10 protein-coding genes are annotated in these 12,871 nt (G+C 62.7%); 3 read left to right on the top strand and 7 right to left on the bottom strand.

Features of this window, described 5'->3' with window-relative positions:
* The first annotated feature begins 36 nt into the window (after positions 1 to 36).
* Positions 37 to 1,701, top strand: a complete 1,665-nt coding sequence (locus PCO31110_RS21815) for a sensor domain-containing diguanylate cyclase (protein ID WP_150691364.1) — start codon at positions 37 to 39, stop codon at positions 1,699 to 1,701.
* Between the two features lie 47 nt (positions 1,702 to 1,748).
* Entirely contained in the window at positions 1,749 to 3,047 is a 1,299-nt protein-coding gene (locus PCO31110_RS21810) for a phospholipase A (protein WP_150691363.1), read from the top strand.
* A gap of 55 nt (positions 3,048 to 3,102) precedes the next feature.
* Here the strand turns inward: PCO31110_RS21810 and PCO31110_RS21805 are convergent, their stop codons facing one another.
* Positions 3,103 to 3,525 (bottom strand): EamA family transporter, encoded by a 423-nt coding sequence (locus PCO31110_RS21805; RefSeq protein ID WP_174979694.1) that lies wholly within the window; start codon positions 3,523 to 3,525, stop codon positions 3,103 to 3,105.
* Between the two features lie 166 nt (positions 3,526 to 3,691).
* On the opposite strand from PCO31110_RS21805, the gene PCO31110_RS21800 reads away from it, so the two are divergent.
* On the top strand, positions 3,692 to 3,907 hold the full coding sequence (locus tag PCO31110_RS21800; RefSeq protein WP_010807794.1) for a DUF1289 domain-containing protein: 216 nt from the start codon (positions 3,692 to 3,694) through the stop codon (positions 3,905 to 3,907).
* On the opposite strand, the gene PCO31110_RS21795 is transcribed toward PCO31110_RS21800, so the two are convergent.
* From PCO31110_RS21795 to PCO31110_RS21770, 6 genes are all read right to left on the bottom strand, one after another.
* The gene (locus tag PCO31110_RS21795; RefSeq protein ID WP_150691361.1) at positions 3,888 to 5,321 is read right to left on the bottom strand and encodes an aldehyde dehydrogenase family protein; all 1,434 of its coding nucleotides are present in this window, start codon (positions 5,319 to 5,321) and stop codon (positions 3,888 to 3,890) included. The two genes, PCO31110_RS21800 and PCO31110_RS21795, sit on opposite strands and share 20 nt — an antisense overlap.
* A gap of 236 nt (positions 5,322 to 5,557) precedes the next feature.
* The gene (locus PCO31110_RS21790; protein ID WP_010807792.1) at positions 5,558 to 7,153 is read right to left on the bottom strand and encodes an ABC-F family ATPase; all 1,596 of its coding nucleotides are present in this window, start codon (positions 7,151 to 7,153) and stop codon (positions 5,558 to 5,560) included.
* A 572-nt stretch (positions 7,154 to 7,725) separates the two neighbouring features.
* On the bottom strand, positions 7,726 to 8,874 hold the full coding sequence (locus PCO31110_RS21785; RefSeq protein ID WP_150691360.1) for a BMP family ABC transporter substrate-binding protein: 1,149 nt from the start codon (positions 8,872 to 8,874) through the stop codon (positions 7,726 to 7,728).
* A gap of 84 nt (positions 8,875 to 8,958) precedes the next feature.
* Positions 8,959 to 9,888 (bottom strand): ABC transporter permease, encoded by a 930-nt coding sequence (locus tag PCO31110_RS21780; protein ID WP_150691359.1) that lies wholly within the window; start codon positions 9,886 to 9,888, stop codon positions 8,959 to 8,961.
* A 10-nt stretch (positions 9,889 to 9,898) separates the two neighbouring features.
* Positions 9,899 to 11,005, bottom strand: coding sequence for an ABC transporter permease (locus tag PCO31110_RS21775; protein ID WP_150691358.1), 1,107 nt, complete (start codon positions 11,003 to 11,005; stop codon positions 9,899 to 9,901).
* 91 nt (positions 11,006 to 11,096) lie between these two features.
* Positions 11,097 to 12,644 carry an ABC transporter ATP-binding protein gene (locus PCO31110_RS21770; RefSeq protein WP_150691357.1) on the bottom strand — a complete coding sequence of 516 codons (1,548 nt, stop codon included), beginning with the start codon at positions 12,642 to 12,644 and terminating at the stop codon, positions 11,097 to 11,099.
* Positions 12,645 to 12,871 lie beyond the last annotated feature (227 nt).

The following is a 12,871-nucleotide window of genomic DNA, read 5'->3' as shown; positions in this document are numbered from 1 at the left end:
TCGCGTCTGTAACCGCCTCTGCCGTTGGTCAACGCCTTGTTTAATCGTCGCCGCACCGCTTCTGCCTTCGTCAGCAGCCTGGTCATTCTCGTGTGCGTCCTCGTCGCCTGGGGGCTGGCCCGTTTCGCCGCCGATCAGTTGGTGGCGAACCGCGCGGCGCGACTGCTCTCCGAAGAACGCAGCGTGGCGACCCGCCTCGCACAAGGCACGGTTCACACGGTCAATCAGGATCTGATACTCATTCGCGGCATCCCGCAGGTACTCGCTCAGGTCGAGCAGATTCAGGACGCCGCAGCCAGCCTTGCAAAGCACCCGCTCACGGGCATGCCACCGGAAAGAACCCGTCAGACACTGCTTGCCAACCCCATACTCAAACCCGTCAACGAGTTGCTGCACGCCGCGCAGCTCTACTTCGGTGCGGATCTCGTATGGCTGGGCACGCCGGATGGCGTCACCGTCGCCTCCAGCGATGCCGACGCGGCCAATCCGCTGATCGGCGAGAACTACGGCGACCGGGAGTACTACAACACTGCCGTGCTCGGGGGTATCGGGCAGCAATATGTCATCGGGCGCAAGACCGGCCTGCCCGGCATCTACTTCACGGCCCCCGTCTATCGGGACGGCCTGCTCGCCGGCGTGATGGTGGTGAAGGTCGGCATGCGCCGGCTGGCGCATTGGGTCGATTCCGGCGCGTCGTTCGTGACAGACAACAACGGTGTCATCGTGCTCGCCAACGACCCGACATTCACCGGCATGGCAGTTCCCGGTGCCGATGTCTTCAAACTGACGCCAGCGGAACGACGACGCCTCTATCAGCAGGAAGACTTCCCCCTCGTTCCCATCGATGACTATGATTCGTCGCCCGGCACGCCGGGGTTCATGCAAAAAACGCCTGAAGACAAAGAGGGTCGGCAGCACGCTCGTCTGGTTTGTGTCCGCCCCGGCAATCGGCCATATCTTCTGGAGGCCGAACCGTCTGCGGACAGCGAACTGGTTGTCTACACCATGAACGAAGTGCCGACGCTGGGCAGCCTGTCCATCGAGCGGCGCCGTTATGCGGTATTGGTCTTCGCGTTGTTGCTCAGCTTAGCGGGTGCGCTCTGGTTGCTCGTTCGCTATCTGCGCCGCGAAAAACTTCAGTTGACCGACACCTTGGCCAGGAATGCGGCACTTGAGCGCGAAGTCAAATATGACGCGCTCACGGGTGCGCTGTCACGCGGACACTTTCTCAAACGCCTGCGCGCCGAGGTTGCGCAAGCCGAATCGACAGGGGTACCGACCTGCGTCATCCTCGTCGACCTGGACCACTTCAAGCAGATCAACGACACGTGGGGTCATGCGCTCGGCGATACCGTGCTGGCGACATTCGTCCATCTTTGTCACGAATCGTTACGCGAAGATGACATCTGCGGTCGTTTGGGAGGCGAAGAATTCGCTATCATCGCGAGTGGTGCCGCCGAGGCACGCGCTTTTGACGCCGCCGAGCGTTTGCGCGATGCCGTGCGCACGTCCCGCATCAATGTCGGTGGCCGGCCGCTTCAGTTCACGATAAGTGCGGGCGTAGCCCAATGGCACGCTGGCGACGACGATCACGCGTGGCTAAGACGCGCCGACGCGGCACTGTACCTTGCCAAATCTCTCGGACGCGATCGCTGCGCCCGCGAATCCGACCTCCGGGGGTTCTCCCCAGGCGGGTTGTAACAGACGTCGGGCTCACCGGCCCGGGGTCACAAACCCAGACCGGACCGATGCCCAAGACGAATCTCGCCACATTCGCCCCGTCACCGTTGTGTGCCATCCGGATCGGCACAACTGCGCTTTGCCTGGTCCTGAGTACTGCGGCAAATGCCGAACTCGCACTCTTACAGGCACCGCGCGCCCTCACGGGCGAGGCCCCCTTGCAACTGACCCTGCTGGCCACACAGGACACGCAGGGCCGCAAAACCATCAAGCTGCCGGACGAAATCGTCGTGCGCATCTCAAACGACGACTTCGGGCCCACGCTGCTCCATCTGAAGCGTGCAGCGGCGGCTCCCGCTGAAGTCACGCTCTCGAAGGGCCAGTTCCGGCGCATCTCGTACGCTGCCGCGCTTCCGAAGGAACTACGCGGCACCCTACACCTTGAGCCGATCGACTGGGACGTCTCGACAACAACCATCGTCCTCGATCGCGCCGCCCCTACTGAACCGATGGTGGCAGCTGCACCGGCACCATCCGGGGCGGGCGCAGCGCAAGCGGCGGGGAAAGGCACCCCGGCGTCCGCTGCCGCCGCAGCAGCAGGGGTGACGGCCAGCGCCGCACCCGACGTAATCGCCCCGACGACCGATACCGAGTTCGCCCGCATCTCGTCGAACGAGCCGATGTACATGGCTTTCGGCAGGAACGGCGGCTCGAACGCGCGATTTCAACTCAGCTTCAAGTTCCACATTCTGAAACCGGACAATCCGGCCTCGAAATCCTTCCTCGACAACCTGTATTTCGGCTATACGCAATTGTCGATCTGGGATCTGCAGGCCGAATCGGCCCCGTTCCGTGACTCGAACTACCGTCCGAGCCTGTTCTACTACACCCCGGATACTGGCGCGCGCGCCAACTGGTTCACATCGCTGGGCATCGCGGCAGGTGTCGAGCATGAGTCCAATGGCAAGGCGGGCGACGATTCCCGCAGTCTCAACACCCTCTTCGTCAAACCGATCCTGAAATTCGGGGATCCGTCCGAATACCACTGGACGGTGGCACCGAAGCTCTACGCCTACCTGGAAAAAAACGACAACCGCGATATTCAGGACTATCGCGGCTATATGGACCTGCTGGTTCTATGGGGTAAGCCGAATGGCTGGCAGGTCGGGGCGACGCTGCGCAAAGGGATGAAACGCAACTACGGCAGTGTCGATGTGCAGGTGACCTACCCGCTCGGCAAGCTGATCCCAGGCGCCGGTGGCTACCTCTGGCTCGGCTACTTCACAGGCTACGGCGAAACCCTGCTCGACTACAACCATCACTCGCGGTCGCAGGTGCGTGTCGGGTATAGCGTGTTCCGCTGGTAACGGCGCTTGCTTGCGCGCACCGCGAAGAGCACGTCCATCCATGTTCCCAACAAGCTCATAACACCAGCACGAGCGCCCCTGCGACAATCAGCGCGCCGCCGAGAACTTCCTTGAGCGAGAACGGCTCACCAAGCACCACCCAGCCGATCAGCATCGCCATCGCGACGCTAAGCTTGTCCAACGGCGCCACACCCGACACGGGCCCCAACTGCAACGCGCGGAAGTAGCAAAGCCACGACAAACCGGTTGCCACCCCGGAAAGCACGAGGAACAGCCACGTATTCGCGCTCAAACTGGCCGGCCGCTGCCACTCCCCCCGCATGCCCACGATCGCCAGCGTCACCGCGAAGATGATGACCGTGCGAATCAGCGTAGCCATATTGGAGTTGACTTGTGCCACGCCGAGTTTGCCGAACACGGCCGTCAGTGCGGCAAAGAACGCTGAACCCAGCGCGAATAGTTGCCAGTTACGCAGCATAATGCATCACCATCGCTATTGAGATTTGAGTACCGCCAACCTGAAACGCATTGAAAAGTCCACTGCCTGCCCCCGCCCGTAGGGGAATCGCTGCCGGTGTGACCATCGGTGAGATAATGGCGCTTTCCTGTGACACCGACCTGCCTCCGGCCGAATTCGCCCTCTCATGTCAGAACTGCACGACCGCCCCGACAGCCCCTGCATTGGCGTTTGCTCGACGCTCTTCGACGACGTCTGCAAGGGTTGCGGCCGTACGGCTTATGAAGTGTCGAACTGGGTGTTCTTCACTGACGACGAGAAGGCAGCCGTCTGGGAGCGCATCAACCGCGAAGGCACAGCGATGCGCTATGGCGACAACGGGTCTACGACTTCGCGGACTTGAATTGCAGCGACTTGTACTCGAGGAATTCCTCGAAGCCGTACACGCCATTCTCCCGTCCGTGCCCTGACTGCTTGAAGCCGCCGAACGGTGCCTGCACGTTGAATTCACCGCCGTTGATATCGACTTGCCCCGTGCGGATCTGACGCGCCACGCGTACCGCGTGCGCTTCATCGCCCGACCACACACCACCGCCCAATCCGTAGATCGAATCGTTGGCAATGCGCACCGCATCCGCTTCGCCCTCATAGGTGATGATCGAGAGCACTGGGCCGAAAATCTCCTCCTGTGCAACGGTAGCGTCGGGGGCGACACGCCCCAACACCGTTGGCTGGACGAAGAATCCCGACTCGAAGCCCTCCGGTACGGCATCTCCACCGGCAATCAATTCGGCCCCTTGCGCGAGGCCCTTGCGAATATATGTCTGCACGCGCTCTCGCTGGGCAGCCGATGCCAGCGGTCCGAGACGCGTTGTTTCCTCGCGCGGGTCACCCAGCGTAAAGCGGGCAACGGCCTCCTTTGCCAGCGCCTTGACTTCCTCATAACGCGACGCCGGGACAAGCATGCGAGTGTGTGCCGAACAAGTCTGTCCAGAGTTCAGATAACACGCGTTGAGCGTGCCTTTGACCGCTGCGGCGAGATCGGCATCGTCGAGCACCACTGAAGCCGATTTCCCGCCCAACTCCAAGGCCACGCGCTTGACCGTTTGCGACGCCACTTCGGACACGCGCTTGCCTGCACGCGTCGATCCGGTAAACGACACCATGTCGACGTCGGGATGGCGTGCCAACACCTCGCCGGCGACCGGCCCGAGCCCCGTAACCAGATTGAACACGCCCGCCGGCAGTCCGGCCTCGGCGATCACCTCCGCCAGAATGAACGCATTGAACGGTGCCACCTCCGACGGCTTGAGCACCACCGTGCATCCGGCGGCCAGCGCCGGCGCAACCTTCAGGGTGATCTGGTTCAGCGGGTAATTCCACGGCGTAATCGCACCAACCACCCCAACGGGTTCGCGCACCACCAGCGAATTGCCCACGCGCGCTTCAAATTCGAATGTCTCGGCCAGTTCAGCGTACTTGTTCCAGTGATACACCGGACCGCCCACCTGAATCGCACGAACGAGTTTGATCGGCATGCCCGTCTCGCCCGTCATCACGTTCGCCAGATCCTCCGTGCGTGCCTTCAGGCCCGCCGCGATCTTCCGCAAATAGGCCGCACGTTCGGCCGGTGGCGTGGCCGCCCAGGTGTCGCGCACCTTCAACGCTGCGGAAATGGCCGCTTCCGTGTCTTCGGCAGCCCCCTCGGGAATGCGGCCCATGAGCTTCGCGTCGGCCGAGTGGAAAACGTCCAGCGTGCCGCGCCCAACCGGCGTAACCCACTGACCACCGATGAAAAATTTATCGTACGTAATCATGCAATGTCTCCTGCTGGCAGAGGAACGTCGAACGCCCATTGTAGTCTGCTCGCCTCCGCGCTTCTCAGCCCTTCGGTGAAATCGGATGCCTCTGCGCTGCGCCTTCCGATATTCCCATGACACCGTAAGACGACACCTGCTCCGCCTCAACGTGCTGTAAACGCAAACAGGGCGCTTGCCAAGCAAGCGCCCTGCCGGGTATTACGTGCGTCGCGTGGACGTCTCGAAGACTTCCGTCAGACTTCCACGCCCTGGCTGGCCAGGTACTCGTCATAAGTGCCGGCGTAATCGACCAACGTGCCGTCACTCTTCACTTCGATAACGCGCGTGGCCAGACCCGACACGAACTCGCGATCGTGCGAGACGAAGATCAGCGTGCCCGGATATTTGTCGAGGGCGATCTGAAGCGACTCGATCGACTCCATGTCCATATGGTTGGTCGGCTCGTCCATCATCATCACATTGTGACGGCCCAACATCAGCTTGCCCCAGATCATGCGTCCCTTCTCACCACCGGAGAGCACACGAACAGACTTGCGCACGTCGTCGCCACCGAACAGCAGGCGGCCCAGCGAGCCACGAATCACCTGATCGTCGTCGCCTTCCTTGCCCCATTGCGTCATCCAGTCGGTGAGCGACAAATCTTCCGGGAAGGCCTCCGAGGTGTCTTGCGGCATGTAACCGATGTTGGCGTTCTCGGCCCACTTCACGTTGCCCGCGTCGACCGGCAGTTCCGCCATCAGGCTGCGCAGCAGCGTGGTCTTGCCCGCGCCGTTCTCGCCAATGATGGCCACACGCTCACCGGCGCGCACCGCGCCGGAGTAGTTCTTGAAGATCTGGCGGTCGAACGACTTGGAAATGCCTTCGAATTCGAACGCGAGATTGTGCAGCTTCTTCTCGAATTCGAAGCGGATGAACGGGTTCTGACGTGACGAAGGCTTGATGTCCTCAACCTTGATCTTGTCGATCTGCTTGAGACGGCTCGTCGCCTGACGCGCCTTGGACTTGTTCGCCGAGAAGCGGCGCACGAAGTCTTGCAGATCGGTGATGCGTTCCTTCGCCTTGGTGTTCGCCGCCATCTGACGCTCGCGCGCCTGCGCCGACGCAAGCATGTAGTCGTCGTAGTTGCCCGGATAGATCGTGAGCGTGCCGTAGTCCATATCCGCCATGTGCGTGCACACGGCGTTCAAGAAGTGGCGATCGTGCGAAATGATGATCATGGTGGAGTTGCGCTCGTTGAGCACGTCTTCCAGCCAGCGGATCGTGTTGATGTCCAGGTTGTTGGTCGGCTCGTCGAGCAGCAGCACGTCCGGATTCGAGAACAGCGCCTGTGCGAGCAGCACACGCAGCTTCCAGCCCGGTGCAACGTTGCTCATCGGCCCCTGATGCTGGTCGATCGGAATACCCACGCCCAGCAGCAGCTCACCCGCGCGCGCTTCGGCCGTATAGCCGTCGTACTCGGCGAACTTCGCTTCGAGTTCGGCGGCGTGCATGTAGTCGTCGTCCGTCGCTTCCGGATTGGCGTAGATGGCATCGCGCTCGCTCATGGCGGCCCACATTTCGGTATGGCCCATCATCACGACGTCGAGCACGCGCATGTCTTCATACGCGAACTGATCCTGCTTGAGCTTACCCAGACGCACGTTGGGTTCGAGCATGACGTTGCCGGCGCTCGGCTCCAGATCGCCCCCGAGGATCTTCATGAACGTCGATTTGCCGCAGCCGTTGGCGCCGATCAGGCCATAACGGTTGCCCCCGCCAAATTTGACGGAAATGTTCTCGAAGAGCGGCTTGGCGCCGAATTGCATCGTGATATTGGCAGTAGACAGCACAGGCGGTATCCGGGGAAATGAAGTGCGGCGGCACAAAATTGCGCCACGAAACCCGACATTTTAGCACTGATGCGTGTCACGCGCCCTGAGTCGCCCCCGGCGCTTGTGAAGGCTCCGAAATGCGGCGCCTAAAGGGAGTGCCGGTGCTCGCCGACCCGTAGGCTCCCCCCAAAGCCGCTGAATTTGGCGGAAGTTGCCTGAAGACCTTCAGACGCCGTTTGCGGCCATCATCCCCCGGATGGAGATGCCTCTCTTGCCCTCCCGGGGCGCTATCACTTCCCCAGTGCCTTCTCATGACCCCTATCCGCCTGTCTACGCCCCATGCATGCGCGCTGCGCCCTCAGCGCAACCTCTGCCCCCCTCTCCTCGGCCCCTTCCTTGCTGCCGCCGTGTTGTTGATCGCCACTGCCGCACCGCCGTCTCCCCCGACACGGAAAAACTCGCGCAGGACGAGACCGTGAAAACATCCCGCGACTAACGTCCCTTCAGAGCCTCCAGCACAAAAAAACCGCCGGCAGATACCGGCGGTTCTTCTGATACCGCGATGCCGCACAGAGGCGGTACAGCCATCGTTACTGCTTCGGCAGCGAGCCCTCGACGCCTTCCACGAACCAGTTGATCTGGTGCTTCTCGTCGTCGTTAAGGGTCTTGCCGGCCGGCACGATTTCCTTGCCGTCCTGCCCCTTGATCGGGCCGGTGAACGGATCGTACTTACCGTCGCGAATGGCGTCGTGACGCGCAGTCACGGCCTTGCGCGCCGCTTCCGGCACGGTCTTGTCGTTGATGGCCACGAGGTTGATCTCGTCTTCCTTGATACCCCCCCAGACCGGCGTGTTCTTCCACGAGCCCTGCATGACTTCGTCGACCGTGCGCACGTAGTACTTGCTCCAGTCGATGGCGGCTGATGCGAGATGAGCGTTCGGGCCGAACTTGCTCATGTCCGAATCCCAGCCAAAGGCGTGGATCTTCTTCTCTTCGGCCACTTGCATCACCACCGCCGAGTCGACGTTCTGCATCAGCACGTCGGCGCCCTGTCCGACGAGCGATTCCGCCGCCTGACGCTCCTTGCCCGGATCGAACCAGCTATTGATCCAGACAACCTTCACCTTGACTTTCGGATTGACTTCGCGCGCCGCAATAGTGAACGCGTCGATGTTGCGGATCACCTCGGGGATCGGCACCGATGCCACATAGCCGATCACGTTGGACTTCGTAACATGACCGCCGACCACACCGGCCAGATGCGCGCCTTCGTACGTACGCACGTCATACGTGCCGAGGTTCGGCGCCGTCTTGAAGCCGGTGGCGTGCTCGAACGTCACATCCGGGAAATCGGCGGCCGTCTTGACCATCGAGTCCATGTAGCCGAACGACGTGCCGAAAATCAGCTTGTTGCCCTTGCCTGCCAGATCGCGGAACACGCGCTCCGAGTCCGCGCCCTCGGGCACGTTCTCCACGCGGGTCACGCTCACTTTGTCGCCGTACTTCGCTTCTACGGCCTTCGCACCCTGCTCGTGCGCGTAGGTCCAGCCAGCGTCGCCCGGGTTGCCGATGTAGACGAACGCCACCCCCATCGGGCCCTTGCCTGCCGGCGCGGCCGATGCCTGCGCGTCGGACGCTGCCGCCGGCGCGCTCGCGGTGTTGCTCTCCTGCTTGCCGCAGGCAGAAACCAGCATGGCCGCCGCCAGGCTTGCCATCGTGATCAGGACTTTACGTCGCATCGATTTTCTCCTCGTCATCGATTGTTTCAGGTTGATTCCATGCTCTCGTTTGCCAAACCCCTCGCGCTGCCCGCAGGCAACGCGTCAAGACCCTGCGAAAAACGGCTTGCCCAGCGAGGCCGGCGCATTCAGGCGAATCGTCTGGCGATTGCGCGAGATGATCACCAGCACCACGATGGTCGCCAGATACGGCAGACTGGCCAACGCCTGCGACGGAACGCGAATGCCCATCGCCTGCGCCTGAAATTGCAGCGCCATGACCACGCCGAAGAGCAGCGCGCCGAGCACCGTGCGGCCCGGACGCCACGTCGCAAACACCACCAGCGCCAGCGCAATCCAGCCGCGTCCGGCCGTCAGGTTCTCTTGCCAGAGGCGCAGATAGCCAACCGAGTAATACGCGCCCGCAAGCCCCGACATCGCGCCGCCGAAAAGCGTTGCAAGATAACGGATCCGCACCACCGGGTAGCCGATGGCATGCGCCACGGCGGGTGCCTCACCGATCGAGCGCAACACCAGCCCGGCTCGCGTGCGGTACAAAAACCAGGTGATCGCCACCAGCAGCACCACCGAGAGATAACCCAGCGGGTTGAGCGAGAAGACCGACGGCCCTAATACGGGAATCGACGACAGGCCGGGGATCGGCAGGTCGCGCAGCATCGGGATGGTGGCGTCTGTGTACGGACGGCCGGCATAGGCCGAAAGCCCTACGCCGAAGATCGTCAGCGCCAGCCCCGTTGCCACCTGATTGGCCATGAGCGAGAGCGTGAGCCACGCGAAGATGGCCGACATGACCACACCCGCAGCAATGCCCGCGAGCACGCCGAGCCAGAGGCTCCCCGTCTGTACGGTCACGGCGAACGCACCGACGGCACCCATGAGCATCGTGCCTTCCACGCCGAGATTGAGCACGCCAGACTTCTCCGTCACCAGTTCGCCCAGTGCGGCGAGCATCAACGGAATGGCCGCGATCACGGCACTTGCCGCCAGCGGCGTCAGCAGATTGATCCAGTCCATGCGGCGCTCCTCAGGCTTCCCGCGCGTGTGCACGGGCACGACGGCGCAGACGGTAGTTCACGAAAACGTCGCAACCCAGCAGGCTGAACAGAAGCAGCCCCTGAAACACGCCGCTGATCGCCTTGGGCAATTGCAGCGACGTTTGCACCGCTTCGCCGCCGAGATACAGCAGCGCCATGAGCAAGCTCGCCAGAACGATGCCGACCGGATGCAGACGTCCCACGAACGCCACGATGATGGCCGTGAAGCCATACCCCGGCGCCCAGGTCGCCTGCAGTTGCCCGACCGGCCCCGCCACTTCGCCGGTGCCCGCCAGCCCGGCGGCGGCCCCGCCGATCAGCAGGGCGAGCCAGACGGCGCGCGGCTCGGAATAGCCTGCATAGCGAGCGGCAAGCGGTGCGAGCCCGCCGACTTCCATCCGGTACCCGGCGAAACTCTTGCGCATGAAAAACCACGCGGCCGGCACCGCCACCATCGCCATGAACACCGACGCGTTCAGGCGTGTGCCCCGCCATGGGGTCCAGTGCCAGTCGCCGAAAAAGCGAGGGAACAGCGCGTCGCGGCCAAAGCTGATCGACTGCGGGAAATTCATGCCATGCGGGTCCTGCCAGGGGCCGCTCACGAGATAGATCAGCAGTTGGGTGGCCACGTACGTCAACATCAGGCTCACGAGAATCTCGTTGGCGTTGAAGCGAACGCGCAACAGCGCGGGAATAGCGGCCCACAACATGCCGCCCAGCGCGCCTGCCGCCATCATCAACGGCAACAGCCACGGGCCACCGTGACCATCGAAGTGAATCGCGACACCCGAGGCGAAAATACCGCCCAGCAGCAACTGGCCTTCCGCACCGATGTTCCACACGTTGGCGCGATAGCCAATGGCCAGTCCCAGCGCAATCAGGCACAGGGGCGACGCCTTGAGCAGCAGCTCCGACCAGCCGTTCAGGCTGCTGACCGGTGCCAGAAAGAACGCTGCCATCGCCTGCGCCGGATGCTTGCCGAGGAAACCGAAAATGAGCACACCGCCGGCCAGCGTGATGAGCGTGGCCACCAGCGGCATGGCGAGCCGCATGGTGCGGGAAGGACTTGGCCGTGGCTCAAGCGTGAAATCGAACATGGTGTTTGAAAATCGATGAAATACGTTACGGTGCCGGCGACGGTACGACCGAAGGCCCGACGATCCAGGTCATGCCCCTCTCGCCGATACGTCAGGTCGCGCGCTCTCCTGAACCGCCCGGGCCGCCGGGGAACATCCCCGCCATCCACAGGCCGATCTCGCGGGCGTCGGTCTGCTCGGGCTTGCGCACTGGCGACAGACGCCCCTGCGCAAGCACCGTGATCCGGTCGCAAATTTCGAAAAGTTCGTCGAGTTCTTCGGACAGCACCAGCACCGCGACGCCACGAGCCGAAAGGTCGAGCAACTGCTGACGGATGAAGCTCGCCGCGCCCACATCGACGCCCCACGTCGGCTGAGCCACCACGAGCACCCTGGGTTCCTGAAGGATTTCGCGTCCGACGATGAACTTTTGCAGATTGCCGCCCGAGAGGCTCTGTGCAGCGGCATCCGGTCCGCCCGCCTTCACATTGAAGCGCTCGATGCACAGTGACGCGAACCGCCGGAGCGTGTGCCGGCGAATCCAGCCGCCGCGCAGCAATCCGAGGTGTGCCGTGCCGGACGCGCCAAGCAGCGCGTTGTCGGTAAGCGACATGCTGGGCACCGCACCACGCCCTAGCCGCTCTTCCGGCACGAAGGCCAGCCCGAGACGGCGCCGGGTGGCGGCGCCCATGCGACCGGCGGCGCGGCCGTTCAGATGAAGGGCTTCGGCCTGCGGCGCACGAGTCTCACCCGACAGCGCAGCCAGCAATTCGGCCTGTCCGTTACCGGAGACCCCTGCGATACCGACAATCTCGCCCGCATGCACGTCGAGGTTGATGTCGTGCAACGAGGTGCCGAATGGGTCTTCGCTCGCCATCGACAACTGCCGCAAGGAAAGCAGCACGTCGCCCGGCTGGTGCTCGCGACGCTCGATCTGCGGCAACGCGCGCCCGATCATCATCTGCGCCAGCGTCTCTGCGGTCTCCTCGCGCGGCACGGCGTGGCCCGACACGCGCCCGGCGCGCAACACGGTCGCGCGGTCGCACAGATCGCGTATTTCGTCGAGTTTGTGGCTGATGTAGACGATGCTGCAACCTTCTGAAGCCAGACGGCGCAGCGTGGTGAAGAGTTTCTGGACGGCTTGCGGTGTGAGCACCGACGTGGGCTCGTCCATGATGAGCAGACGCGGATTCTGTAACAGACAGCGCACGATCTCCACACGCTGGCGCTCGCCCACCGACAGGCTATGCACGTGACGCGCCGGATCGACTTCGAGCCCATACTGCGCCGACACATCGCGGATGCGCCCGGCGAGCGCCTTCAGATCGTGCCCCGCGTCATCGAGTGCAAGGGAAATGTTCTCGGCGACGGTCAGCGTCTCAAACAGCGAGAAGTGCTGGAAGACCATGCCGATGCCGAGCTTGCGGGCCGCGGCCGGACTGTCGATACGCGTGGGCTGCCCTTCCCAGCGGATTTCGCCCGCGTCAGGGCGCACCGCACCGTAGATGATCTTCATCAACGTGCTCTTGCCTGCACCGTTCTCACCTAGTACGGCATGGATTTCGCCGGGTAACACGCTCAACGCGATGCCGTCGTTGGCCACCACGCTCGGATAGCGCTTGGTGATGCCGGTCAGCGCCAGACGTGGTGTGGATTGCATTGGGGATGTCACGGGCAAAGTCTCGATCCTGAGCTTGGGCGGGACGAAAATACCCAATTCGCGGCGAAATGTCGAGCGTGCGTCAATAACATGGCATGTCGTGCTTTATGAAGCGCGACATGCCCCTATTTTAGTGATACGGGCTTTCCGCTATGGAGACGTCGGGCGCTTGTGCTTCATAATGATTTAGTTATGTAATTCAGGGTCCGGCATATTCGGACTGTTAT

It is taken from the genome of Pandoraea communis, assembly GCF_902459745.1.
GTDB classification, from domain to species: domain Bacteria; phylum Pseudomonadota; class Gammaproteobacteria; order Burkholderiales; family Burkholderiaceae; genus Pandoraea; species Pandoraea communis.
This window is presented reverse-complemented; position numbering and strand designations above follow the sequence as displayed.

Bases quoted from the DNA above. Each gene is read 5' to 3' on its own strand.
- PCO31110_RS21805 (WP_174979694.1), bottom strand. From the start codon at position 3,525: ATGCTGCGTAACTGGCAACTATTCGCGCTGGGTTCAGCGTTCTTTGCC.
- PCO31110_RS21780 (WP_150691359.1), bottom strand. From the start codon at position 9,888: ATGGACTGGATCAATCTGCTGACGCCGCTGGCGGCAAGTGCCGTGATC.
- PCO31110_RS21770 (WP_150691357.1), bottom strand. From the start codon at position 12,644: ATGCAATCCACACCACGTCTGGCGCTGACCGGCATCACCAAGCGCTAT.
- PCO31110_RS21775 (WP_150691358.1), bottom strand. From the start codon at position 11,005: ATGTTCGATTTCACGCTTGAGCCACGGCCAAGTCCTTCCCGCACCATG.
- PCO31110_RS21810 (WP_150691363.1), top strand. From the start codon at position 1,749: ATGCCCAAGACGAATCTCGCCACATTCGCCCCGTCACCGTTGTGTGCC.
- PCO31110_RS21785 (WP_150691360.1), bottom strand. From the start codon at position 8,874: ATGCGACGTAAAGTCCTGATCACGATGGCAAGCCTGGCGGCGGCCATG.
- PCO31110_RS21795 (WP_150691361.1), bottom strand. From the start codon at position 5,321: ATGATTACGTACGATAAATTTTTCATCGGTGGTCAGTGGGTTACGCCG.
- PCO31110_RS21800 (WP_010807794.1), top strand. From the start codon at position 3,692: ATGTCAGAACTGCACGACCGCCCCGACAGCCCCTGCATTGGCGTTTGC.